Raw genomic sequence first — 25,645 nt, 5'->3', positions numbered from 1 at the left:
AAAAAGTTATCACTGGCCTATTAAAGACCAGTGATAGACCAAACTGCATTACTTTGCAGCTGGTTGATTTGCAATTGCTTGATCCATAATTTCTTGACGTTCTTCTTCTGAAATTGCTGATAATGCTTCGTTAATTTTCGCTAGGCTTTCGTCACCTTTACGAAGACCAATCGCAACCGAAACATCTTCTGGTTTTGTTTCAAACCCTTCTTCTAATTCTACAAAAGCAAAGTTTGAGTTAGCACTTGTTGAAGAAATCGCTTCAGGACGTTCTGCCACATATCCATCAATAACACCTGATTCTAATGCTACACGCATATGTGCAAAGCTTTCCATTGCAGTTTCTTTTTTCACATCTGGAATTTGATCAATAACAGCATAGTTTGTTGTGTTTAATTGTGATGTAATTTTAGCTCCAGCAAAATCAGCTAAAGTTTTTGCATTCGTATATTTTCCATCTGCTTTTACTACGATAACAAAATCACTAGTATAGTAGTTTTCTGTGAAATCGATTGCAGCTTTACGTTCTTCAGTTGGACTCATACCTGCAATGATTGCATCGATAACGTTTGATTGTAGGGCTGGTAATAAACCGTCCCATTCAGTTTTTACGATTACTAATTCTTTTCCTAGAGCTTCTGCTACACGTTTCGCGATTTCAACATCGTATCCACCTGCGTACTCTTCGGAACCATCAATTTTTACTGCACCGTTTGAATCATCTTGTTGTGTCCAGTTAAATGGTGGGTAACCAGCTTCTAGACCTACTTTAAATACTTCTTTTTCTTCTGTTTTGCCAGAATCAGTTGAAGATGATGTATTCTCTTCTTTTTCTGAAGAACCACAAGCAGCTAGTACCATAATTGCAAACAATGAAATGAACAATAGTTTGAATTTTCTTGACATAGTTTTCTCTCCTTACATACTTTTTTTGGCATCTTAAAGAATAAAAAACGACCTAAGATGAACTCAGGTCGTCTATTCTGTAATAGCCTAAATCCTCTAAACGTCCCGATTGAGATAGCACCCCTCAGTTGGTTGGGAGACCAGCTGAGACAGTCCTGCAGTTATTCACTACAGACCCAGCATGATGGTAGTGAGCCTACATCATACTTCGGCAATATTTCCTTCTTTCTTAATTCATCGTTCGCTCAAAACTCCATAAGAAACTAATAAATATCGCACCTCTACCCCACTTGTAACGTGAGGTTTTAATATTAATTTTCTATTAAAATGTTACTATAGGAATATTATAAAGTCAATATTCATTTTTCTGATAATAGGATTTTACTATTAGTGCAGTGTAAACTAAATGGTACTTTATGGGGGTTTTTTCTCTCTTTTTCGGGATAATTCTATTATTGGAATATTCAACCAATTAACAATTCTACAACAAAAAACTAGCGGCTAATACACCCGCTAGTTTTATTTATATTAAGAATTTAACAGTAAATCTTCTGGATTTTCGATTAATTCTTTCACTGTTTTTAAGAATCCAACAGAGTCTTTTCCATCAATGATACGGTGATCGTAAGAAAGAGCCACATACATCATCGGACGGATTTGAACTTCACCATTTACAGCAACTGGACGGTTTACGATTGAGTGCATACCTAAAATACCAGCTTGAGTACCGTTCATGATTGGTGTTGACATTAATGAACCGAATACACCACCGTTTGTGATCGTGAATGATCCACCTGCCATGTCGTTTAAGCCTAATTTTTTGTCGCGTGCTTTTTTCGCTAAGTTTGCAATATCTTTTTCGATTTCTGCAAAGTTTTTGCTGTTTGCATCACGAACAACTGGTACAACTAGTCCTTCTTCAGTTGATACGGCAATACCAATATCGAAGAAGTTGTTTAAGTGAATTTCGTCCCCAACGATTTGTGCATTTACGTATGGGTATTTTTTAAGCGCTGCAACAACTGCTTTTGTGAAGAATGACATGAAACCAAGTTTGATGTCGTTTGCTTTAACGAACTCGTCTTGTTTACGTTTACGAAGTGCCATAATGTTTGTCATGTCGATTTCGTTGAATGTAGTTAACATTGCAGTTGATTGTTTCACTTCTAATAAACGTTTTGCAATCGTTTGACGACGACGGCTCATTTTTTCAATTGTTACACGATCAGAGTTTGCTGCTGGTGTAAATACTACTGGACCACCTGCAGTTACTACTGGAGCTGCCACTGGTGCTGCTGCAGCAGGTGCTGTACCGTGAGCTGCAACGTCTTGTACACGTACACGACCTTGTGGATCTACTGGAGAAATTGCGCTTAAGTCAATTCCTTTTTCACGAGCTAATTTACGAGCTGCAGGAGATGCTACAACACGGTCATTTGAAGTTTCTTCTACAACTGCAGGAGCAGCAGTAGTTTGAGCTGCAGCAGGTGCAGGTGCTGCTTCAGGTTTTGTTGGTTCTGCTGCAGGCGCAGGTGCTGCTCCTTCTCCAGCTTCTACAACCGCGATTACTTGACCTACAAGTACAGTGTCGCCTTCTTCAGCAAGGATTTGTGTTAGAACTCCTGCTTCTTCAGAAATGATTTCAGCGTTAACTTTGTCAGTTTCTAATTCAACGATGAATTCACCTTTTTCAACACGGTCTCCAACTTTTTTAACCCACTGTGCGATCGTTCCTTCTGTAATCGATTCTGCTAGTTCAGGGACTTTAATTTCAGCCACTTTAATATCCTCCTTTAATTGCCATGTGCGAATATTCGCACATGGCTTTACTACCCTCTTGGTAGTTACCCTCTATAAATGATTAAAGTTAATAAATTATTTTGCAAGAGCTTCGTCAATAACTTTTGCTTGAGCTTCTTTATGTGAATCCATGTCGCCCTCTGATGTAGAAGACATTTCTGGACGTCCAACATATTTCACTTTTTTGCCATCAGCAAGGTCAAGTAAATATTCTAATACAAATTTCCATGGACCTTGGTTTTTCGGTTCTTCTTGTACCCAAACGATTTCTTTTGCGTTAGGGAATTTTGCAATGATATCAGATAATTTTTGCGCAGGGAATGGATAAAGTTGTTCTACACGAACGATATGCAGGTTATCATAGCCTTCTCCATTTTGAATGCGATCTGCTAAATCAATTGTTACTTTACCTGATGCAAGTAAAATGCGTTCTACTTTTTCAGGGTTGTTGCCTAAACCAGGCTGTTCAATTACTTCTTCAAATTTACCAGTTGAAAGCTGTTCTAATGAAGCTGCAGCTAATGGATGGCGAAGTAATGATTTAGGTGAAGTTACTACTAATGGACGAACCCCTTCTGTACCAAGCATTTTCGCTTGACGGCGTAATAAGTGGTAGTAGTTTCCAGCGTTTGAAACGTTTGCTACTGTCCAGTTATTTTCAGCAGATAATTGTAAATAGCGTTCAATACGTGCTGAAGAGTGCTCTGGTCCTTGTCCTTCCATACCATTTGGCAATAATAGCACTAAACCTGATTTTTGTCCCCATTTTGAGCGAGCAGAAGAGATGAAGTTGTCGAACATAATTTGAGCCATGTTTGCAAAGTCACCAAATTGTGCTTCCCAAATAGTTAATGCCTTTTCATTTTCTAAGTTATATCCATATTCAAAACCTACGATTGCAGCTTCTGTTAATGGTGAGTTAAACACTGTAAATGATGCATTTGAACCTGAAATATTGTGAAGTGGCGTGAATTCTGCACCATTGTTTTTATCATGTAATACTAAATGGCGTTGTGAGAATGTACCACGCTGAGCATCTTGACCTGTAATACGGATTGGGTTTCCGTCACGTAAGATTGTAGCAAATGCTAGTGTTTCTGCATGACCCCAATCGATTTTGTCAGTTTCTAATGCTTCTACACGTTTCTTTAAGATTTTTGCTAATTTGTTTTGTGGTTCAAAGCTTTCTGGCCATGCAAGAAGTTCATCATTGATTTGTTGAAGTTCTTCTTTTGCTACACCTGTTTCTAATTCAGGGTAACCATTTTTCACAGCTTCAGGCATTTCAATGTGCGCATGGTGACCTTTTTCAGCACCGACTTCTTTTACATGGTCGTAGGATTTTTGCATTTCTGCGTAAATCTCTTCATCCAGTTTTTTCACATCATCTTCAGTAACGATACCTTCTTGTACTAATTGTTGTCCGTAAAGAGCACGTACTGTTGGGTGTTTTGTAACAATTAAATATGTTAATGGGTTTGTTACTGTTGGGTCGTCTGTTTCATTATGTCCAAAACGACGGTAACCAATTAAGTCTATTAAAATATCTTTGCCAAAGATTTGGCGATATTCGAATGCTAAGCGCGCAACTTCTACTACTGCTTCTGGATCATCAGCGTTTACGTGGATAACAGGGATATCGTATCCTTTTGCAACATCTGATGAGTATAAAGTTGAACGTGAATCGTAATGTTCTGTTGTAAATCCAATCATGTTGTTTGAAATGATATGGATTGAACCACCTGTAGAGAAGCCAGTAGTTCTTGCATAGTTAAATACTTCTTGAACTACACCTTCACCAGCAAATGCTGCATCACCATGTACGAGTACTGCTAATGCTTTACTTGCATCATGACTTGGTGTGCCTGGTTTTGATGTATCTTCTTGTGCAGCACGAGTAGAACCAGTAATAACAGGGCTTACTACTTCTAAGTGTGAAGGGTTATAAGCTAGTTTTACTTTCATACCAGATTGTTTTGTATGAGTTGCACCCATGTGATATTTCACATCGCCTGTCCAACCTTTAGTAATTTCTAAAGAGCCGTCAGCAGGTAAGAAATAGTCGTTTGGTACGTGGGCAAAATCAGAGAACATCATATCGTATGGTTTGTTTACAACATGCGTTAACACGTTTAGACGTCCACGGTGAGCCATACCGATTTGAAGATAGTTCATTTTCTTTTCATCAGCAGCATGCACAAGTTCATCAAGTAAAACAACTAATGTATCTAAACCTTCAATAGAGAAGCGTTTTTGACCAACAAATGTTTTATGAATAAATTTCTCAAAATCTTCAACACGAGTTAATCTTTCTAAAAGTGCTTTTTTCTGTTCTGGCGTTAACTTGATTTTTTGAGTACCAGATTCAATTTTTTCTTGAATCCATTGGCGTTCGCCTTCATCAATATGAGAATACTCATAAGCAATTTTTCCAGTATATAATGAACGTAAGTAATCAACTGCTTGTTTACCATTGGTAACGCTTGCAGGAACGTTATTAAAGAATAATGTTGCTGGCATTGATGCTAAATCAGCATCCGTTAAGCCGTAAGTCGCAAGTTCAATACGTGAAGAATCTAATTTACGATCTTTTAATGGGTATACATCTGCGGCTAAGTGTCCAAATGAGCGAATAGCATCTGCTAATTGCACGGCTGCAAATATTTTTTTCATATTACCTGGTTGTACGTTTGCTGTACCTTCAGAAACTGTTTCTGCACCTTCTACAAATGGGGAACCGAATTGTTGGAAAAGCGCAACTAGTTCAGGTTCTACTTCTTCTGGATTTTGTAAGAACAAATCATATTGTTCCATGACATATCCTAAGTTAGGACCAGAGAATGCTGACCAAGGGGAACCAGCAAATAATACATTGTTCGACATGAGAAAAACCTCCAAATATTGCCATTAGGCAGTCCATTGTTCTACTTGAAATATTATTTCATATTTTACCATTCTTCGACAATAAAAAAACTTATGGAATAATAATATCGAAGAACGTTTTTTTCCATTTCAATCTTACTACTCTTCACAAAAAATACAACTATTTTTCACAAAATAAGCAAATTTTTTTGGTCAGTTATGATTTTATGACCAATTTTTTAGGGTATTATTTATATTTTAAATGTTAGAATAAATGTCGTACCTTTTCCAAGGCTACTTTTCACATCAATTTCGACATCATATTTTTCTGTCAACATTTTCAAAATGCTTAATCCCAACCCAGTTCCCCCGTTATTTTCCCTTGATGCATCAACTCGATAAAAGCGGTCAAAAATATAAGGTAAATGCTCTTCGGATATCCCAATTCCGTTATCTGTTAATTCGATTACAATTTTATCGTTTTCATAATTAATAATAATATGGATAACTGGTTTTTGATCGTTGTATCGAATACTATTTTCAATAATATTGCGTAGGATTTGTTCTAGTGCATTTTCTGTAATGTTCGGGTGTTTTTCCGTGCCGCTCGTTTCTACTTTTATCTCTACATCAGGATAAATTAATTGGATTTCACTTTTTAAAGATTCTAAAACATTTTTTATATGAGCAGATGCATGTTTATCTCTTTTTTCATTTCTAGCCAAATTTAATAATTCTTCAATCATTTTTTTCATTCGCGCTACTTCAGCTAATGAAGTATCGATGGATTCTTCTAAAACTTGCGGATCATTCTTACCCCATCGTTTAATTAACGATAGATGCCCTTCGATTGCTTGAATGGGTGTTCGTAATTCGTGAGAGGCATCGGAGACAAATTGTTGTTGTTTGATAAAGGATTTTTGAAGATCTTCCATCATATCACGATAGATGGTTAACAAGTCTCCAATTTCATCATCTGCATTATATGAAAAATGCATGTGTTCCTCAAAACCTTTGTCTCGTACGGAGCCCATAGAATCGCGCAAGTCTTTTAAAGGCTTAATTAATAAATTTGCTAAATAATAACTAATTGAGCCAGCTAAAAAAACAGCACCAATCCCTGCAATGAGCATCGCAGTTAATACATATTGCATCATAGATTGAAAGGTTGATAAAGGGTGAATTAATTGAAGTATTCCTCTAAAGGAACCAATTTGTACAAATTTATGTACAACAAAAACGTCTTCATTAAGTTCATCCTTCGTAACGATTGTAGTTAAAATTAATTCTTCCGACAAGTCTATTTTTGCAGCTGGTGAAATGTCATTAATTCGTAATACTTCATAGCCATCAAAGTTAAAGATTCGTACTGTTTGATTTTGGTTGACAATTGCCTTCAATAATCCAGTATTTCCTTGAATTTCTTGGATTGTAAGAGACCCTTTTTGTGATTGAAAGAATGACGATAAGTCTTCAGCGGTCCGAATCGCATTATTCTCTTCATTTTGTATAAGCCATGAATAAAGGGCAATATAAATGACGGTGCAAATTGCTGCATAGCTGATGAAAATAACGATGGCTGTTGACAAAGTCCATTTCATTTTTAACGATTGATTTATAAACAGCTTATCTAATTTCTTCATTCTCTCACCACATAACCAACACCACGAACTGTTTCTATATACGGCTCTTTATCGGTCTTAAGTTTTGAGCGTAGGTGTCGAATGTAGACGTCCACAACGTTTGTTTCTACTTCACTGTCGTAACCCCAAATCGATTGGAGAATTCGTTCTCTTTCACAAACTCGATTTTTATTTTCACATAATAATTTCAATAAATCATATTCTGTTTTTGTTAATTCTAATTTTTCTCCTTCAAAATAGACTTCGTAGGATGAAGGGTTAATGACAATGTCACGAACTTTTATTACTTCTTCATTCTTTTCCACTTCAATGGATTCTACTCTTCTAAATATCGAACGAATTCTAGCAAGCAATTCTTCGATGGCAAAAGGTTTTACTACATAATCATCCGCGCCAGCATCTAAACCTGCAACACGATCCATGACTTCATCGCGAGCGGTAATCAAAATGATTGGAACATTTGATTGAGCGCGCACTCTGCGACAGATTTCAATACCGTTTAAACTAGGCAGCATGACGTCTAACAGAATGCAATCGTACTGTTCTTCCAAAGCCTTCGTTAAACCTTCCCTACCATCATGGACTACTGTTACATTAAATTTTTCGTATTTTAATTCAAGCTCCATAAAACGGGCGATGTTTTTTTCATCTTCAACAATTAAAATATTTTTATTCATTGTCATCACCTTATTTTGCTTTTTATTGTCGTATGCAAAAAGCCTCGTTCTAAGGGTACCTTAAAACGAGGGATAGTTAAACACATTATCAACTTACTCTTCATAAATTTTGTAATTATTTTTAGAGATGGTTTTTACATCATATAAAGCACGGTCCGCCAAATGAAGCAATTCCTCTAACTTTGTGCCGTGATCCGGATAGAAAGAAACACCGATAGAACTTGTTGGTGAAAAATGCTGATGTGAAATATCCCAACCTGTTTGCAACGTTTCCTTTATTCGATCAACTATTTGCTTTAGTTGTTTATCGCGTTTTTTCTCATTTTTTACAAGTCCCGTTAATAGAATAGCGAATTCGTCTCCACCGATTCTTACAACAAGGTCATTAGAACGAACACTCGATTGTAATGCACGACCAAATTGATATAAAAACTCATCGCCCACTTCATGGCCATGTTGATCATTTATTTCTTTAAAATTGTCTCCATCAACATAAAGCACTGCAATCGATTTATTTCTTGCATTTGCGTCCTCAACTAAAAATGGAAATTCTTTTTGTATATATCGACGGTTTGGCAATTGTGTAAGAGAGTCGTGATAAGCGAGGAACAATAACTGATTTTCCATTTTCTTTCGCTCTGTTATTTCTCTAGCTACCATTATTATTTGAATCCCACGTTTACGAACATAGTCATGGACAACCGTATAGTTACATTCAGTCCATATTGTTTCACCGTTTTTCGCTGTGTGGATAAGTTCTAATTTCGAATTGACGTGATTTTCAATATCTAACAATTCATCATTCCACAATTCCTTGCTTTCTGTAGACAATACTTTTGTGTAAAACTGACCTAATAGTTCATCAACGCTATAACCTAGTTTTCGAGTGTATGCACTAGAGGCATAAAGTATAATCCCATCTTCATTTGTAATAACGATTAGATCATTTGTATTATCGTTAATCATTTTAAACATATGCTCGATGTTTCGTAATTCGGTGATCATTCGTTTCTTTTGGGTAATATTATAATGAACTGACATATATTGTTGGATTTTCCCGTCCTCATCAAGCAACGGAATAATCGTTGTGTCTACCCAATACATGCCACCATATTTTGTACGGTTACAAATTTCTCCGCGCCAAACCTTTCCTTTTTTAATCGTATCCCAAAGATTTTGGAAAAACTCCTTCGAATGGAAGCGAGAATTAATAATTTGATGGGAACTACCAATTAACTCTTCTCTGCTATACCCTGTTTGTTCAATAAAGCGATCATTCACATCAATAATAGTGCCATTTATATCGGTAAATGACATATCAGCTGCATTATTTATGGCATATTTTAAATTCATTAATCCATTTGTAGTACTCTTTAATTCTTTTTCTTTTTGGATAAAATCTGTAATTTCTTGTAAAATCACAAAAACTCCTACGACAACCGATTCTTCATTATTTTGGAAAATCGGTGAAAACGTTGTTGTGAAGCTCCGAATTTTCCCTTTTTTATCGACAAAAGTTAACAATTTAGATGTTAAGTTCGTTCCTTTACAAGCCTCTTCTAAAAGTTGCTTAAATTGGTCGGCATTTTGCGAAGATACAATTGGTAGTTCAGAAAAATATTGCCAACGAACATCTTCAATATCTAAATTAAAATCATTTAGAAACTGTGGGTTAGCTTCTAGTAGTCGGCCATCACTCGATACTAATACGGTAGATAAAAACGTATTAAAGAAGATCGACCTCATAAATAAATATTTATCTTGTAAATCGCGCTCAAATGAGATTTCTTTTGTAATGGCTAAAATATATGTTTCATTTTCATTAAAGATTGGTAATACAGAAGTTTCATATTTTTTTACTTCTGATGCAAGATATTGGTAGTCTTCATAGTTCACTTGCTTTATCGTTTCAATAGCAAGATTGTAATTGTTGATGATACATTTATAATGTTTTTCATCTAATATTTCGGTCATTTTCTTACCTATGGCATCTTCCGAAAGAAGTTGTGTAGAGGGAGTGTTCAAATAAAGGTATTTATAGTCTTCTCCTACTTTCTCCATAAAATAAACATAATCATTGCTATTGCCAAATAATAAATCAAATTGTACTTTCGGAAGAATTTGTTTATTCATATGCGCACCCCCTTTGTGCGGTTAAGAAATAAGTGCATCTAGTTCTTTATTAACGAATTCGATACATTTCTCATATTGCTCTTGCTCTGTTGTGTCATGTCGAGCTATAAATTGATAGTTTGTTTGATTGATTTCGATTTCATATCGTGAAGTGTATGTAGCATTCCCTATTAACGTTAATTGATAATTGTCTTCGTGTTGTATTACTTCACATTTTACAAATCCGCCTGGGTTATAAACCGTCACCACTTTTGCATCGACTACACCATTTAAATTCGATACTAGAGCAGATGCTGTCATTGCAGTTCCACATGCATTTGTAAAACCAACACCTCGTTCAAATGTTCGAACAAAAATTGTGTCATTTTTTAATGGGTAAACATAACTTACATTTACGCCGTCCTTACAATAGTCATTTTCACTATTTAAAAATGTAGCCAGTTGTTGTTGATGATTTTGATCATCCAAACTGCCCTGTTCTAGAATCCCGATTAAATGAGGATTTGGGACAGATACTGCCGTAAATGGAATCGTTGGTGAAAATTCGTTTATGATTTGATGTTGTAATTCTGTTTGATTTTTGTAAGTCATTGGTAAACTGCTTAATTCAAAAGAGACAGGCGAAATTTCAACGGCATATGTAGGTATTGAATCAAAAATAGGATTTTCTTTTCTTACGTGTAAAGTTGCTTTCATCGTTTCGATATCCGCTGATTCTGTACCAAGTTTTTCACAAACATATCTCGCTACACAGCGTAATCCGTTCCCGCACATAGAAGCTTCTGAGCCATCTGCATTGATTACCCGCATTTTTGCATCGGCTACTTTTGATGGTAATACGAGTAATAAACCGTCTGCTCCTCCTTCGTTTGTTTTATTGCATAACCACTTTGTTAAATGAACCCAATCGAATTCATTTTCTTCGCTAGTATTATATAAATAAAATGTATTTCCAGATCCATGTACTTTTAAAAAAGTTCGTATCATAGGCAAACTCTCCTACCTAAAATTTTATTTCTATCATAATTGTAAAAGATTTGTGACGCAACAAAATCTAGCAGTATATTAACATTAAATATTTATTACAATTTTTACAGAGAAAAAATCTGCTTTTAAGAGAAAATAATTGTATAAAAATGATTATTTATAATATGATATTATCATAAATCGTTTTTTAATATAGTTATTTATCTCCTACGAATGGGTAAAATAAAAATACAAAAAAAATACAATAAAAATTGTTTGACGTCTTGTTCCTTTGGGTTTATTATTTTGTTCTGTTGCCACTTGATTTCGTGCATTACAAGGCTTTGCAACTATCCTAAAAAGGAGGCGTTTCATCATGTTAAAACATAGAGACCTTTCAGAAACTACTGAACTGTACCAATTAATGAGTCACCCTTCAGTTTTTCCATATGTTCGTCAGAAAGCATCCTCGGCTGAAGAGTATTTATTTATGACCAAACAACTATTAGAAGAAGAACAACTTGGTAAGACAATCTCAAGGACAATTATAGGAGACTTTGGTCAGCCAGTCGGTACGATTAGTCTCTTTGATATACAAGATGGAGCCGGCTTTCTTGGAACTTGGATAGGTTCACCTTATCAAGGAAAAGGGTATAACCAAATGGCAAAACATCACTTTTTATCGGAATTATTTTTCGAAAAAGATTTTCATACAGTGTTTTTGAGAATTCGCCAAGAAAATGAAAAATCCAAACGAGCAAGTTTAAAATTACAATATGTTGTATGTGCAAAAGATTCCCACCCTGCACTTTATGAAGAAATTAATACTGGTGAAACAAAATTTGACTTATATAAAATTCCAAAAGATTTATTCTATCTAGTAACTGCGAAAGAAACGACAAGTGAAGAAGAACAAGCGATGTAATGAAAATAGCGTTGTCTCTATGAAGGAGACAACGCTTTTATCATCATTATTTTTCGTACTGTAGAATTAATTCTACCATTTCACTTGGTGTTTTCGGACTTTCTGCTTTGATCATGTTATCGATAATTTCATCTTTTTTCTTGACTAAATTTTGTATCGACTTCATGAAGGTGTTTTTTGTTAATAATTCTTCTTCTAATGTTAAGGCAAACCCTTGTCGTTCAAAAATTTCCGCATTTAAAATTTGATCACCGCGACTTTTCGTAGCCGAAAGCGGAATGAGCAGCATTGGTTTTTTTAATGCTAAAAATTCAAAAATGGAGTTTGAACCGGCACGCGAGACGATAAAATCTGCGGTATAAAGTAGATCTGGTAATTCTGTTGTTACATAATCAAACTGCTTGTAGCCCTTTAATGACTCTAATGATGAATCGACATTACCTTTTCCGCAGAGGTGGATTACATTAAAATTCATTAAAAGTTCAGGAATATTACTGCGCAATGCATCATTTAAAACAACAGAACCTAAACTTCCACCCATCACAAGTAAAGTTTTTTTATTTTCTTCAAATCCACATAATTTCATTCCACGATCTTTATCACCTTGAAATAATTGTTCTCGTACAATGGATCCTGTACATGTTGCTTTATCATTCGGTAAATATTTTAGTGTTTGTTCAAAAATTGTAAACATATGCGATGCAAAAGGTAGTGCTAGTTTATTCGCAAGACCCGGCGTTACATCGGATTCATGAATGACAACTGGTACATTCGCTAATTTTGCAGCCATTACAACTGGTACTGAGACAAAGCCACCTTTTGAAAAGATGATGGATGGTTTCACTTTTCGAATTACTGTAAATGCTTGCCCGATCCCTGCTAATACTTTAAATGGATCGGTAAAGTTTTTCATTGAAAAGTATCTTCTCAATTTACCGCTTGATATACTATGATACGGCACCTCAGGAAAAGCTTGAGTAATTAAGTCTTTCTCAATGCCATCATGAGAGCCAATATAATGAACATGATAACCTTCTTCAATTAATGTGGGGATAATTGCTTGGTTTAATGACACATGCCCAGCTGTTCCGCCACCTGTTAAAATAATTGATTTTTGTTTCACACAAAAACTCCTATCTAAATTCAACCTTTAATTCGTATATATATGATTCACTTGAATTATAAATGAAAAATCATTTTTTTTAATACACAATATTGTACCATAATTCCTCACAGGAACAATGAAGTTCTCAAAAAGTAAAATGAAAAAAATCAGCCAGCAGTGACTGATTAGTGTATGAGCCCCGTTTTTAATATTTCTGCCTTTACATTTACCTGAATATCTAAATTTGAAAAAGTTTCATGCCAGTTCTCATCAAATACTTCCGGTTTCTTTACTCGGAAATCATTTCCCAATCCTAAAGCATCACATTTTTCTTCCTGTAAAATATTTAAGACATTATATATTTCTTCGGTAATTTTCTCTTCAATAAAATCTTCTATTTCACTTATTTTTTTTACATCTCTTAATCCTGTATCTGAAAATTCTTCAATTTCAATTTTCAGCTTGTAATCCATTTTTACTTGGGTTGGTGATTGTATTTTCCGGGTTTTCCCTACATTTAAAATTGTAAATGAAAGTGGTTGGTCGTTATAGAGTGCTGAATATTTTATTTTACGTCCCCTTTCTTGAAGTAATAACCCTAAGAACTTGGATTGGTCTGGTTCTAAAACTCTTCCAGTAAATTTCCCATTCGAAAACAACCCTACACCACCAAGTTCAGGCCTTTTTTTATCTTCATCCTTTAAAACCATATATGGTAATACTAAATCAATTCCTTCTGAAAATAGAATGGATGATGCAGTTTGAACTGTCCGATGTGGTACAACTGAAACTTCTTCTTTACTTCGAATAAATCGTGCAAAATATTCGCCTGCTTCTGTTGTCCAGGATTTACTTGCTTCCATATAGTCCTTCACATCCCCTTCGACTAACACTAAAAATGCTGTTAAGGAATTGGTCGGATCGCGGTAAAAAACATCTAAATATTTATTAATTCCGTCTTTTGCGGTATCTTCACTAATTAATAATGTTGACATCATGGATAGATCAATTGTTTGTTCAACTTTTAAATCTGCATTTAAACGGAGTTCACGTGTTTCAATTCCTTCTGATTCGATAATGGTTACTTCGGAATTGCCCGTTTGCACTTCGGGATAGGCAAAATAACCTTTCATTTCCCCTAAAGTACCCTCAATTCCTACAAGGGAAACGACGGTATGATCTTTATATAAACGTTCATCCCAACAACCTGCAAGTAACAACACTACGATGACGAATTGGATGAATCGAATATTGTCCGCCCCCTTACTTTATTCAATAAAATAATGAGAATTGGCAGTAAAAATCCGAATAAAATAAACGGAATCCAATAGTATTCACGGATTAATTGAACATATTCAAATTTTGCAATAAAGTAGGCAATGAAACCAATAAGTACGTGGTAAATAACGATTTGGGTTTTAGGGAATTTTCTCATCTTTTTAAAATGAACTAATCTCACAACTAAAATATAATTTATCAGCGTAATAATCGTAATGAAAATCCACATCATGGCAAATATCAAATCTAATCTTTTTACAAATGTTACTTCTTGAGCATGTAAAAGGAATAGTATCGGCTCTGATATCAGTGAAAACTCTTCCGTACTGAAATAAAGCATGCACATGACGATTGAAAAGAAAAACATTGCAAAAAGAGAGAATACAAATAAAAATAGCGGCACCCCTGCAATTTTCTGATTTTTCATTACATATTTTCTTAAAATAAGGTAACATTCAGTATTTCGATAAGCATTTAAAGAAAAGAGTGTTCCCCACATCCATTCATTGAATCCACTTTCCGTAGTTGGCAGTAAATTCCTATAATTGAAATCTTGGTATGCACTTGATACAAAAGCTATGAAAAAGAAGATAAAGACGCCAAAAACTACACCAATGTTTACTGCAGTTTCTGCCCTACTAAGACTAGCGTAAAGACTTGGAATTAAAAATAAACATAACAAAGCGATTTTGGGTGTATATGGGCTAATCCAAGTAGATATGAGATAGATTGAAAATGCAGTAGCGTAGGATAGATTAAAAAGCCAATATAAATGATATATGATTGTTGACACAGTACCCAAAATGAAATATTTATATGTTTTTTCATAAAAAATAAACAGCAAATATGTGAAGAGTGATGCCGCGATAAACATAATCCAAGAAGCATGTTTTCCATTCGTGATAATTGGTGATTGGATGGATATATAAACGAAACCAGTAAATATTGTAAACATGATCATGAAAAATTGAATTCTAGTAAGTTGGATATTCATTATTTCCCATCCTCTTTTGGGGAGAAACTTTTTGGATGTTTAGCTGGCTTGAAAAATGGTGTTCTGAAAAATATCTTATGGATCGCCTTTGGATTAAAAGGAATGATTGGTGACATATACGGCCTTTTTAATGATGTTAAGTTCAATAAATGAATTAGCAAAATAATGGCACCAAACGCGATTCCTAAAAATCCGAAAAAAGACGCTAAAATCATAAAGGGAAAACGTAAAAATCGGATTGACGCATTCATCTCTGTTGAAGGTACAACGAAACTTGCAATCGCAGTAAAGGCAACAACAATGACCATCATGTTTGATACAAGTCCAGCACTGACAATGGCATCCCCAATAACAAGCCCACCAACGATACCAATTGTTTGTCCAACAGCAGTAGGAAGTCGAATACTTGCTTCACGAATTAATTCAATCGTCATTTCTAAAATAACTGCCTCTAAAATCGGTCTGTACGGTATGTTTTCAATATCACTTTTAATTTGATTTGAAAGTTCTAGCGGTAAAATTTCAAAGTGAAAACTGACAATAGCAATGTAAAACGCAGGTAGAAAAACAGCTAATATAAAGCTAAAAATACGAAGCATCCGATAAAAGGAACCGGTTATTACTCTCCCATTAAAATCATCAGGCGTTTGATAGAAAGAAAAAAAGGAGGTTGGACCGATTAATGCGGTAGTGGATAAATCCGAAATAATCGCGATTTTCCCCTCATGTAAACTTGCGATAATTCGATCTGGCCGTTCTGTTTTTAGTAGTTGTGGAAAAGGCGACCAAACACTATCCTCCAAATAATCCGCTAATTGCCCTGTGCTATAAAAAAGATCAATATTTATTTTATCTAATCGTTCTTCAATCAGTTGAAGTGCTTCCTGATCGACTAATTGTTCCATATATAAATAAGAGATTGTTGTATGTGTTTCATTTCCGATGTATTTTTGTTTCACTACTAATTTATGACTTTTGATGCGTTTTCGAATTAATGATACATTAACTTCGAAATTTTCGACTAATCCTTCCCTAGAACCTTGAATCACATGCTCACTAGCAGGTTCTTCTGTTTGCCGATAAGCCATTTCCGGCAGAGTAATGCGAATCATTTCTTTTGTTTTTAGGCGCACTACAATGGTTTCCCCATCACAAAGGAATTTAGCTAATTGTTTTTCATCTAAAGGGATCACTGTCGTATAAACAGATTCCCCCCAATACAAACTATCATCTCTTAAATTGTTTTTAAAAAAGTACATAATTCGTTCAACATCAGATTTATTTACAATGGAGGAGTAAAAACATAAAATGGCGACTTCATTTTCCCACCAACTTATGGGCTTTGCGACAAAATCTGCAGAATTGTAAAAGCTGTTTTTTAGTTTTGTTAAAATCACTTGTTGTGGATTCTGCTCTTCAGCCATACTATCGCTCCCCCCTCTTCTTTAGTACATTCAAGTATTTCCATTTATTACTGTTTTTTAATCAAGGACAATACTTAAATGAGCAAAATGATTCAACGGGTTTAATAGAAAAATTTGGGATTGGAAAGCGGTATTTGTTTTAGGATTGTGGTTGTAATTGTGTGTGAAGAGCTATTAGGGTTATAGTGTCGTCGGAGGGTGAGAGATAGCATGTTTTGTAATTAATTCAATGTTTTATGAGGGATGAAGATCGGTCTTTCCTATTGCACGTTCATTTTTGTATTCATCAGGTGCGTGAAGACAGTTTTTCTGTTGTTCCTTCTTGATTTATTCATCTGGCGCGTGAAAACAGTTGTTCTATTATTCCTTCTTGATTTTTTTGTTCATAACCTGGATGAAGGTCATCGCATTTCATTTTCGCGATTGTTTTGTCCTTCATAAGCCGGATGAAGACCATTCTATTTCATTTTCGCGTTTGTTTTGTCCTTCATAAGCCGGATGAAGGTCATTCCATTTCATTTTCGCGATTGTTTTGTCCTTCATAAGCCCGATGAAGGTCATTCCATTTCATTTTCGAGGATTAATCTTCATAAACTGGTTCCTTGTGTGCACGCACAAAAAAACCGAGCAAGAACTAGTCTTAACTCGGTTTCTATTACGCTATGAAATTATTTTTGAATAAATTGTTGAGTCCAGTAGTTTCCGTCAGCTACATATCCAACACCAATATGAGTGAAATTACCGTTTAGGATGTTTGCACGGTGGCCTTCTGAATTCATCCAAGCTTGTACTACTTGTTCTGGAGTTTGTTGACCTTGGGCGATGTTTTCACCAGCAGAACGGTAAGAGATACCAGCTGCTTTCATTTGATCAAATGGGCTTCCGTAAGTAGGGCTTGTATGTGAGAAATAGTTATTTTTCGCCATATCTACTGATTTTGCATGAGCAGATGCCATTACTGCATTATCCATTTGTAGTGGTGCAAGACCTGCTTTTGCACGTTCCGCATTTGTTAACTCTACAACTTGTTTTTCAAATTCTGAAGCTGAAGTATTCACAGGTGCGCTCGTTGTTGGTTTTGCCGCTTGTTGTGTTGTGTTTTGTGGTATGTTGTTATTGTTTGTTGTTGGTTTTGAAACAGTTGGTGCCGTTTGTTTCGCTGGTGTTGCAGGCGTTTCTTTCACTGCTTTACTAGTTTCTTGTTTCGCTTCTTTTTTCGCCTCAACTAATTTTGTTAATTGCTGTTTGTTTACTTTAATGTTGCAAGAAGCAAGTAGTTTCTCTATATTTACATTTGATTTTAGTAATTTAATAGATAAATCTTTTAAATCCTCTTTATTTGAAAGTGCATTATACACTTCTTGTTGATCTAATTTAATTACTTTCACGTAAGATTGGATTGAGTCGTTTTTTACCTCCTCTGTGTTTGATGCAGCATCTGCTGTTGGAACTTGAGTTGCTAATAAACCTAAAGCACAAAATGTCATAAACCATTTTTTCATTTTGTCTTCCTCCTCTCGCAATTAATCATAACGGAGGATTTTTGAAAAAATTGGTCCATAACTTGGGAATAAAACCATTATATCTTGAAAACCTTGAAAACTATGACGTTATTACTCTATTTTTTTCATAATATTTTCCTACACAAAGATAACTTACCACCGAAAAGCTATTGACAATTTTTCAATGAAACATTATAATACACTACTTTTTCATTTGTTACATTCCGATTACATGTATTTCTTGAACATTTTCACCGATCATCACAAGCTTCGCAGGCATTTTAATATATTCAGGAAGCCATTGAACTAATCCATAGGCATATTGGAAAACAAATGGATTTCTTACTCCCTCAATTGGAACATAGCCTTTCATGCGATAAACCGTACTTGGTAATGACCTTACCCACTCTTCAAATTCTTCTTGTGTGAAACTAGTATTAAATTCGATTAATCGCGAGCTTAAATGAAGGTTTTTCCCAATTTGCGTTTGGTTTACTTCTTTCTCCGATGTCGTCGATTGTAAGCCTTCTAATAAATGAAGAGGGACGCGTCCATTTGTTGTTTGTAGAATAAAAGCATCCGGATTAAGACCTTGCATTTCAAATACGACTTTTGCCTGTTGGGATTCTGTGAGTAAGTCCATTTTATTTGCAAGGAGCAGGTGTGCATGTCGAATTTGTTCTATAAATAATGTACGTACTTGTGGCGTGAGTGTCATTCTTTCAAGCCATAGCTTACTATCTGCAACGGTTACAATCCCTTTTATGTTGAGCTGATCTGCAAATAACGGTGAATACACTGCATCTAGTGCCTCAACGGGATGAGCAGCTCCTGTTGTTTCGATGATTAATACGTCAAAATCTTCTCCAGCGAGCAAGCCCTGAATTTGCGCTTCCGTTTTTTCCGATCCTGAGCAACAGATACAGCCTTCTAGCATCTCTTTTAATGGTACGTCTTCTCCAATAGCTTGTGAGTCAAAAGGCAATTTCCCTAGTTCATTCATAATCACAGCCGGTTTAATGCCTTTTTCCTTTAATTGTCTTAGTACATCCGTTAACATCGAAGTTTTGCCACTACCTAAAAAACCACTAAATAAATACACATCTTTCATTCATTCCACTTCCCTCTATATAGTAGAAAGAGCTGACAGTTGTCCAATTGAACAAAAGCAGCTCTTATGATCACTTATTCTTTTTCACCAGTAAGTAATTGTTTTGCCTTTTCTACATGTGGGTCATCTTGGTCGATTTTTTCCCTTAATGCATCCATTAATGCATAAGTCGTTTCTCCAGCGATGGAACCTGTTTGTTTGAGTTCATGGTCTGCTTGGAAATCTACGACAGCATCTTTTGTATCATTATCGAATTCATCATCAATTTTTCCAACATCATACCCCAGGGCATCTAGCATACGTTCTGCTGATTTCACTGCTGCAGAAACATTTCCAGATTTTAATTCCGTTTCTGGATCGATATACGTTAATGTAGCATAGTCAGGATATTTAACTTCGACATCAGGTTTAATTCCCTTTTCGTTAATCCAGTTTCCATTCGGCGTTAACCATTTACCTGTTGTATATTTTAAATTGGAGCCATCACGTAAAGACGTAACGGTTTGGACAGTTCCTTTCCCAAAGGATTTTAGTCCAACGATTTTGGCACCAGCCGATTCACCTAAAGCGCCTGCTAAAATTTCGGAAGCAGATGCACTTCCATTATCGATTAGGACGATAGTTGGTTGTTTGTATTTTTTCCCGCCTTCTGCAAGCATTACTTGCGCTTCGCCTTCACGTTCTTGGACTTGAACGATTGGTTTGCCTTCATCTACGAATAGATTTGCAATATCGATAGCAGAAGTTAAATACCCACCAGGATTTTGGCGAACGTCTAAGATAATACTCTTCATACCGTCTTTTTCGTATTGATCTAAAATCGCAACTAATTCATCAAACGTTTTTTCACTAAAAGATGTAATTTGAATGTGTGCAATTTTGTCGTCGCCCATTTCGCCATACACCGTTTCGATTGGAATATCGTCACGAATGATTGTAATTTCATGTAATTCATCTGAACTTCCACGCTGAATTGTTAACGTAACAGGTGTCCCTTTTTCACCACGAATTAATAACACAGCTTCTGAAGCACTCATTCCTTGGATACTTTCACCATCAACCGTTAAAATGACATCTTCAGGTAAAATTCCAGCTTTCTCTGCTGGGGAATTTTTAATTGGTGACACAACGACGATATTGCCATTACGTTCTTGGATTTCTGCACCAATTCCTTGGAAGCTTGAAGAAAGATCTGTATTAAACTGCTCCGCTTCTACTTCATCCATAAAATCAGAATATGGATCTTCTAGCGCATCAAACATTCCGTTAATAGCACCTGAAATGACTTTTTCATCATTTATTTCCACATAATATTTTTCTTTTAGTTCATCGAAGGCATCATAAAATTTCGTAAATTCTTGTCTTTCTACAGGTACACTAACTTCTACTACTTTCTTTTCTCCAAAAGTTAGAGCAAAGATTGTAACGCCAGAAGTTAATAGAATCGTTAAAACCATTAACATGATGAACGCAAAAGGGCTAATACGTAAATATTTCTTAGCAGGTTTTATTTGTTCTTCCTGTTCTTTCGATTCTGTTTGTTCATTACTTTGTTGGTTTTGATCATCCATCTCTTTCACCACTCTCATTTACACTTACTAACTAATTAGACGTCATTAACATATTACCAGTTTCACTTCAATCCGAAAAGAAAAGACTGCCATTTATAGACAGCCTTGCAAAAAGAATATGCTTCTCATTACTCTTGAATTGCAGCTTCTAATGCAACAACAATCATGTCTTTGAAAGTCGTTTGACGTTCTTCAGATGTTGTTACTTCCCCAGTGATGATGTGATCAGACACTGTTAATACAGAAAGTGCTTGACGACCAAATTTAGCAGCAAGTGTATATAATGCAGCAGATTCCATTTCCACCGCTAAGACACCGTAACGAGCTAATTTTTCATTTTGGTTTTCTTCTGAATAGAACATATCGGCTGTGAAAATGTTGCCTACTTTTAAGTTTAAGCCTGCTGCAACCCCAGCGTTATAAGCTTTTAATAATAAATCAAAATCCGCTGTAGGAGCAAAATCAATTCCGTTAAAAATAATTTCATTCATTTTAGAATCTGTAGAAGCAGATTGAGCTAAAATGACATCACGAACTTTCACATCTTTTTGGATTGCGCCACAAGTTCCTACCCGGATTAATTTTTGAACGTTATATTCTTGCATTAACTCTGTTGCATAAATTGAAATAGAAGGTACACCCATCCCAGTTCCTTGTACAGAAATACGTTTTCCTTTATATGTACCAGTATAGCCGAACATATTACGCACTTCATTGTAACAAGTAACATTTTCTAAAAAAGTTTCTGCAATATATTTTGCACGTAAAGGATCTCCAGGTAATAAAATAATTTCTGCGATGTCTCCCTGTTTTGCATTAATATGAATACTCATTCGCAATCCCTCTTTCTAAAATTCATTTCTCTAGCCAAAATTTATTTCAAGTTAAAATATACTTGCTTTTCTAAAATTGTGCAATTATTTACCTTCCTATACATATAATGTACAAAATTACGTGTCATTCTTTTTCACTTTAATTCATAGAGTTCCCACAGTTCATCAAAGGCACTTGTTGTCATATGCTCGTGGACAATCGTTTCGAAATAACTTGATAATTCATCAAAAGAAGTGCTCGTTTTTGGAAAACTATGGTCTAAAAAGGCACTTTCTGCAAATCTTGTTTTTGGATCTGACCAATTGCCCCCTCGAAAGGTCAGGACAAATAAATAAAAGCTTTCTTTCATTAATAGATACTCCTTACTAGCTTTATTTTTAGAATTTTAGGACTATTTTCTACCTTATCAATGGAAAAAGTACAGGATCTATTGTAAAATTTTTGAATACATTGAAAGTTTAAGAAGGATGGTGACAACTATGAGCAAAAAAAGCGCGTCAGAAGAAAAAATAATAAAATCATCTTCCAAACACAAAAAAGATTTACAGAAAAATCATTCAGTTAAATCTCGTTTTTATCATCTCATTCGTGGACGAGTTATACTCATCTTCAGCATTTTACTTGCAATTATTATAGGGATGCAAGCTTTATCACTCATTAGTATTTCAAAACTACAACAAAGTCTTAATGAATTTGCAGAGAAAAACCTACATGAACAGGTGGAGGTAAATACTCTAGCAAGTGATATGTTAAAGCTATCAAACTATGAACAGGCTTATATCATTCATGGAAAAGCCGATTCTTTAAAAAACTATCAAGAAACAAAGGAAAACATTAGTAACAAATTAAAAGACTTACAAACATTGTTTGAAAATCGTCAAGATGAGTTAGAGATCCTAGCGGCGATTAACCAATACTTTCTTATTTATCTAAATAGCTCTGCAAGAATTATCGATACGAGAGATGAATTTGGTTTTCAAAACGCTCAAAGGTTGATGGAACAAAATGATGGTGAAAATATTCGTTCTTATGTAAATGAAGCAAGCGATAGATTCATTGCATTACTTGAAAATAATAATGCAGAGAAGATTAAAGAGCTAGAACAATTTGCCTATTACTCTAAAATTGGATTTTTCATATTATCTATCATTGCCAGTGTATTAACGATTTCATTTGGGATTATATTATTTAGAAATATTCGCCGAAACACCTATAAAATTAATCAATCAATTTTGGATATTGCACAAGCTGGTGGGGATTTAACAAGAAGAGTGAATGTAAAGACGAAAGATGAGTTCTCGCAAATTGCAAATTCTACTAATATATTAATAGACTCTATTTCCAGCTTAGTAAAACGGGTTTCAAACTTAGCTGAAAATGTGTCTGGCAGTTCCCAAGAGTTGATGGCACTTGCGGAAGAGAATGCAAAAACAATTGATGAGATTGCAAATAATACACAAGATATTGCTGCAGACAGTGATTTAACGCAATCTCGGACAAAAGCAGTAATTGACAAAATGCAAGGACTTGATCATTCGATGAGAGAGTTAAATCTCGAAGCAGTAGAAGTACAAAAAGCCGCACAAGAGATGAAAAATGCAGCGTTTAACGGTAGTCAATCTGTTACACAATCATCTGAAGTGATGCTTTCCATTGAAGAGACCATTTCAAATACGTCAACAACCGTAGAAGCATTAGGTAAGAAATCTGATGAAATTACTTCGATTATTGAAACAATCACTTCTATTGCGGGTCAAACAAATCTACTGGCTCTTAATGCAGCGATTGAAGCCGCCCGCGCTGGTGAGCATGGCAAAGGGTTTGCGGTAGTAGCAGATGAAGTGAGAAAACTGGCAGAACAATCTGAACAAGCGGCAAAAGAGGTAACCGAAATCGTGACATCGATTCAAGGTGAAATAAAGTCCATTATTCATCAAAACCACGATGGCGTAAAATCGGTCATCCGTGGTGTCGAAGTAACAAATGAAACGAATAAAGTACTGGAAAATATTTTAGCGCAGACAAATCGCACTACTGGCATTATAGCTTCAATGGTTGAAAAAATCGCCATGACATTAGAGACAAGCCAGGAAGTAGCGGCATCCTTTGTTGAGGTAAGTACAATCGCTGAAAATACTGCTCTGCATACGGAACGATCGGCATCTGCTGCATTACAAGGATCTGCTTCGATGCAAGAAATCAACGCTTCTGCTACAGAACTTGCGAAACAGGCGGATGACTTACGTAGTGTGGTTAGTGAATTTAAAATTTAAAGGTTGTTTTGGAGTCATTTTGTTTTATCTTTCGGGGGAAGGGTGAAATGGCTCTTTTTTTCTTTCTACAAGACCTATTTTGCAAGGTGATTTTAGATTTTAGTTATCAACGGTGCGATGAATACGATTTTTTCTGGTTACTACTCTGATTATTGTATTCATCGTGGGGATGAAGACCGATTTTGTAAGTTCCCTCTCCCATTTTCGTCTTCATAGCTATTATGAATACTATTTTTACCAATCCTCCCACCGATTTTTGTCTTCATCGGGGGTATGAATACCATTTTTGCTAGTTCCCTCTCCCATTTTCGTCTTCATAGCTATTATGAATACTATTTTTACCAATCCTCCCACCGATTTTGCATTCATCAGGTTATGAATACCACTTTTCCCTTCCCCCTCTTCCACTTTCATCTTCAAATGCAGTTCTTTCCAGTTCCCCCTCTTATTTTTATATTCACCCTCGCAATTGAACATCCAGTATTTGCCGTTTATTGGGTAATCAGTTAATTATTTTTTAAAGAAGGATAAATGTATTATAGATTTAAGTCCAAATGTCAATGCTTTGAATTAACAATTAATGTTAGAGGTCTAAGAATGGTAAAAATCGGGAAAATTGGCTTGTTACACGTTATTTTTTTAGTGATGACTTTTATTGGGTTAAAAAATCATGTGACCATTCTTCCACCTGTTTTAGAGCATGTGAAACGAGATGGGTGGGCATCGGTATTGTTAGCTACACTATTGATGGTTCCTTGGTTATTTTTAATCATTTTTATTCAAAATAAATCAAACAATCAGCCTATAAAAAAATGGTTGCGTTTAAAAGTTGGTAAGGTTGGATCTTCCATCATTTTATACTGCATTGTATTGTTCATATTTCTTATGGCTGCTTTTACATTGCGAGAGACGATTCTATGGATTTCTTCGACGTTTCTTCCTTATACGCCAAAAATTATTTTATTAATGGTTTATATTATTTTGTGCGTATTATTAGCTTCTATGAATATGCAAACATTTGTGATTGTGAATACATTTGTATTGCTATTTGTTGTTGTTTTTGGATTTTATGTGGCCATAGTTAATATACAAGTTAAAGATTACGAGTTAATACGACCTTTTTTTGAACATGGTTTTGAACCGGTTTTAAGGGGTGTAGTTTATCCTGCTTCTGGGTTCATTGAGTTATTCTTACTGTTGTTCATTCAACATCATTTTAAATCCAAGATGAAATGGTACCATTTGGTCATCATGCTTTTTATTTTGACCGGTTTAACGTTAGGGCCTCTACTTGGGGCAATCGTAGAATTTGGACCTGAGGAAGCCGCAAAACAACGATACCCTGCCTTTGAAGAGTGGGCCCTTGTTTCAATTGGGCGCTTTATCGAACAAATGGACTTTTTATCCATTTATCAATGGTTAACTGGAACGTTTATCCGTGTTTCATTTCTATTATTTATTGCGGCGGAAATACTCAATTTTACAGGGAATCGGAAAAAAATTTGGAATTACATGTTGCCTCCGTTTATTATTGTTAATTTGTTTACTCAAACTTCGCACATAAATAATTAGGTTCAATAGTTGATGCTATTTGGTTCTTCTCGATTTCAATAAGAACCTTGACATACTTTTTTTAGATAC

General features: G+C 35.2%; 20 protein-coding genes and 1 riboswitch. Of the genes, 3 read left to right on the top strand and 17 right to left on the bottom strand.

The features are described from left to right. Positions 1-48 precede the first annotated feature (48 nt). From CRO00_RS17450 to dapF, 7 genes are all read right to left on the bottom strand, one after another. A complete protein-coding gene (locus tag CRO00_RS17450) occupies positions 49-906 on the bottom strand; it encodes a transporter substrate-binding domain-containing protein (protein WP_097074959.1) in 858 nt (285 codons plus the stop codon). Positions 907-1,013: 107 nt separating this feature from the next. Beyond that, a riboswitch (Lysine riboswitch) is annotated at positions 1,014-1,198 on the bottom strand. A 236-nt stretch (positions 1,199-1,434) separates the two neighbouring features. Next, positions 1,435-2,685: a 2-oxoglutarate dehydrogenase complex dihydrolipoyllysine-residue succinyltransferase gene (odhB, locus tag CRO00_RS17445; RefSeq protein WP_097074958.1), complete on the bottom strand. Its 1,251-nt coding sequence runs from the start codon at positions 2,683-2,685 to the stop codon at positions 1,435-1,437. A 96-nt stretch (positions 2,686-2,781) separates the two neighbouring features. Continuing rightward, positions 2,782-5,589 (bottom strand): 2-oxoglutarate dehydrogenase E1 component, encoded by a 2,808-nt coding sequence (locus CRO00_RS17440; protein WP_097074957.1) that lies wholly within the window; start codon positions 5,587-5,589, stop codon positions 2,782-2,784. Positions 5,590-5,819: 230 nt separating this feature from the next. Beyond that, positions 5,820-7,211, bottom strand: coding sequence for a sensor histidine kinase (locus CRO00_RS17435; protein WP_097074956.1), 1,392 nt, complete (start codon positions 7,209-7,211; stop codon positions 5,820-5,822). Then, positions 7,208-7,888, bottom strand: coding sequence for a response regulator transcription factor (locus tag CRO00_RS17430; protein ID WP_097074955.1), 681 nt, complete (start codon positions 7,886-7,888; stop codon positions 7,208-7,210). Before CRO00_RS17430 ends, CRO00_RS17435 begins: the two co-directional genes overlap by 4 nt. 93 nt (positions 7,889-7,981) lie before the next feature. Beyond that, positions 7,982-10,021: a diguanylate cyclase domain-containing protein gene (locus CRO00_RS17425; protein WP_097074954.1), complete on the bottom strand. Its 2,040-nt coding sequence runs from the start codon at positions 10,019-10,021 to the stop codon at positions 7,982-7,984. A 21-nt stretch (positions 10,022-10,042) separates the two neighbouring features. After that, positions 10,043-11,008 (bottom strand): diaminopimelate epimerase, encoded by a 966-nt coding sequence (gene dapF / locus CRO00_RS17420; RefSeq protein WP_097074953.1) that lies wholly within the window; start codon positions 11,006-11,008, stop codon positions 10,043-10,045. Between the two features lie 355 nt (positions 11,009-11,363). Between dapF and CRO00_RS17415 the strand changes: the two genes are divergently transcribed. Beyond that, complete coding sequence (locus tag CRO00_RS17415) at positions 11,364-11,912, top strand: GNAT family N-acetyltransferase (RefSeq protein ID WP_097074952.1); 549 nt, start codon at positions 11,364-11,366, stop codon at positions 11,910-11,912. A 46-nt stretch (positions 11,913-11,958) separates the two neighbouring features. On the opposite strand, the gene CRO00_RS17410 is transcribed toward CRO00_RS17415, so the two are convergent. From CRO00_RS17410 to CRO00_RS17370, 9 genes are all read right to left on the bottom strand, one after another. Further along, positions 11,959-13,035, bottom strand: a complete 1,077-nt coding sequence (locus tag CRO00_RS17410; protein ID WP_097074951.1) for an undecaprenyldiphospho-muramoylpentapeptide beta-N-acetylglucosaminyltransferase — start codon at positions 13,033-13,035, stop codon at positions 11,959-11,961. A 167-nt stretch (positions 13,036-13,202) separates the two neighbouring features. Further along, positions 13,203-14,240, bottom strand: coding sequence for a Ger(x)C family spore germination protein (locus CRO00_RS17405; RefSeq protein WP_161946725.1), 1,038 nt, complete (start codon positions 14,238-14,240; stop codon positions 13,203-13,205). After that, the gene (locus CRO00_RS17400) at positions 14,240-15,289 is read right to left on the bottom strand and encodes a GerAB/ArcD/ProY family transporter (protein WP_097074949.1); all 1,050 of its coding nucleotides are present in this window, start codon (positions 15,287-15,289) and stop codon (positions 14,240-14,242) included. Before CRO00_RS17400 ends, CRO00_RS17405 begins: the two co-directional genes overlap by 1 nt. After that, positions 15,289-16,713, bottom strand: coding sequence for a spore germination protein (locus CRO00_RS17395; RefSeq protein WP_097074948.1), 1,425 nt, complete (start codon positions 16,711-16,713; stop codon positions 15,289-15,291). Before CRO00_RS17395 ends, CRO00_RS17400 begins: the two co-directional genes overlap by 1 nt. A 668-nt stretch (positions 16,714-17,381) precedes the next feature. Continuing rightward, positions 17,382-18,215, bottom strand: coding sequence for a CAP domain-containing protein (locus CRO00_RS17390; protein ID WP_097074947.1), 834 nt, complete (start codon positions 18,213-18,215; stop codon positions 17,382-17,384). 217 nt (positions 18,216-18,432) lie between these two features. After that, positions 18,433-19,326: a CobW family GTP-binding protein gene (locus CRO00_RS17385; RefSeq protein WP_097074946.1), complete on the bottom strand. Its 894-nt coding sequence runs from the start codon at positions 19,324-19,326 to the stop codon at positions 18,433-18,435. Positions 19,327-19,400: 74 nt separating this feature from the next. Continuing rightward, entirely contained in the window at positions 19,401-20,897 is a 1,497-nt protein-coding gene (locus CRO00_RS17380; RefSeq protein ID WP_097074945.1) for a lmo1851 family serine protease, read from the bottom strand. 128 nt (positions 20,898-21,025) lie between these two features. Continuing rightward, positions 21,026-21,730 (bottom strand): purine-nucleoside phosphorylase, encoded by a 705-nt coding sequence (gene deoD, locus CRO00_RS17375; protein ID WP_097074944.1) that lies wholly within the window; start codon positions 21,728-21,730, stop codon positions 21,026-21,028. A 134-nt stretch (positions 21,731-21,864) separates the two neighbouring features. Further along, positions 21,865-22,080, bottom strand: coding sequence for a YozE family protein (locus tag CRO00_RS17370; RefSeq protein WP_097074943.1), 216 nt, complete (start codon positions 22,078-22,080; stop codon positions 21,865-21,867). Positions 22,081-22,210: 130 nt separating this feature from the next. Here CRO00_RS17370 and CRO00_RS17365 point away from each other — a divergent pair, with 130 nt between their 5' ends. Next, entirely contained in the window at positions 22,211-24,004 is a 1,794-nt protein-coding gene (locus CRO00_RS17365) for a methyl-accepting chemotaxis protein (protein ID WP_097074942.1), read from the top strand. A gap of 234 nt (positions 24,005-24,238) precedes the next feature. Here the strand turns inward: CRO00_RS17365 and CRO00_RS20210 are convergent, their stop codons facing one another. Further along, the gene (locus tag CRO00_RS20210) at positions 24,239-24,424 is read right to left on the bottom strand and encodes a hypothetical protein (RefSeq protein WP_161946724.1); all 186 of its coding nucleotides are present in this window, start codon (positions 24,422-24,424) and stop codon (positions 24,239-24,241) included. A 177-nt stretch (positions 24,425-24,601) separates the two neighbouring features. Here CRO00_RS20210 and CRO00_RS17355 point away from each other — a divergent pair, with 177 nt between their 5' ends. Beyond that, positions 24,602-25,576, top strand: a complete 975-nt coding sequence (locus CRO00_RS17355; RefSeq protein ID WP_097074940.1) for an endospore germination permease — start codon at positions 24,602-24,604, stop codon at positions 25,574-25,576. Positions 25,577-25,645 lie beyond the last annotated feature (69 nt).

Source organism: Ureibacillus xyleni (assembly GCF_900217795.1).
In the GTDB taxonomy this organism is placed as follows: Bacteria; Bacillota; Bacilli; order Bacillales_A; family Planococcaceae; genus Ureibacillus; species Ureibacillus xyleni.
Note: the sequence above shows the minus strand (reverse complement) of the source record. Positions and strands in the feature narration are given on the sequence as shown.

Excerpts from the sequence above, each read along its gene's own strand:
- CRO00_RS17440 (WP_097074957.1), bottom strand. The coding sequence starts at position 5,589 with ATGTCGAACAATGTATTATTTGCTGGTTCCCCTTGGTCAGCATTCTCT.
- CRO00_RS17450 (WP_097074959.1), bottom strand. The coding sequence starts at position 906 with ATGTCAAGAAAATTCAAACTATTGTTCATTTCATTGTTTGCAATTATG.
- CRO00_RS17390 (WP_097074947.1), bottom strand. The coding sequence starts at position 18,215 with ATGAAAAAATGGTTTATGACATTTTGTGCTTTAGGTTTATTAGCAACT.
- CRO00_RS17380 (WP_097074945.1), bottom strand. The coding sequence starts at position 20,897 with ATGGATGATCAAAACCAACAAAGTAATGAACAAACAGAATCGAAAGAA.
- CRO00_RS17425 (WP_097074954.1), bottom strand. The coding sequence starts at position 10,021 with ATGAATAAACAAATTCTTCCGAAAGTACAATTTGATTTATTATTTGGC.
- CRO00_RS17400 (WP_097074949.1), bottom strand. The coding sequence starts at position 15,289 with ATGAATATCCAACTTACTAGAATTCAATTTTTCATGATCATGTTTACA.
- CRO00_RS17365 (WP_097074942.1), top strand. The coding sequence starts at position 22,211 with ATGAGCAAAAAAAGCGCGTCAGAAGAAAAAATAATAAAATCATCTTCC.
- CRO00_RS17415 (WP_097074952.1), top strand. The coding sequence starts at position 11,364 with ATGTTAAAACATAGAGACCTTTCAGAAACTACTGAACTGTACCAATTA.
- CRO00_RS17370 (WP_097074943.1), bottom strand. The coding sequence starts at position 22,080 with ATGAAAGAAAGCTTTTATTTATTTGTCCTGACCTTTCGAGGGGGCAAT.
- CRO00_RS17435 (WP_097074956.1), bottom strand. The coding sequence starts at position 7,211 with ATGAAGAAATTAGATAAGCTGTTTATAAATCAATCGTTAAAAATGAAA.
- deoD (WP_097074944.1), bottom strand. The coding sequence starts at position 21,730 with ATGAGTATTCATATTAATGCAAAACAGGGAGACATCGCAGAAATTATT.
- CRO00_RS17385 (WP_097074946.1), bottom strand. The coding sequence starts at position 19,326 with ATGAAAGATGTGTATTTATTTAGTGGTTTTTTAGGTAGTGGCAAAACT.
- CRO00_RS17395 (WP_097074948.1), bottom strand. The coding sequence starts at position 16,713 with ATGGCTGAAGAGCAGAATCCACAACAAGTGATTTTAACAAAACTAAAA.
- CRO00_RS17430 (WP_097074955.1), bottom strand. The coding sequence starts at position 7,888 with ATGAATAAAAATATTTTAATTGTTGAAGATGAAAAAAACATCGCCCGT.
- CRO00_RS17355 (WP_097074940.1), top strand. The coding sequence starts at position 24,602 with ATGGTAAAAATCGGGAAAATTGGCTTGTTACACGTTATTTTTTTAGTG.
- dapF (WP_097074953.1), bottom strand. The coding sequence starts at position 11,008 with ATGATACGAACTTTTTTAAAAGTACATGGATCTGGAAATACATTTTAT.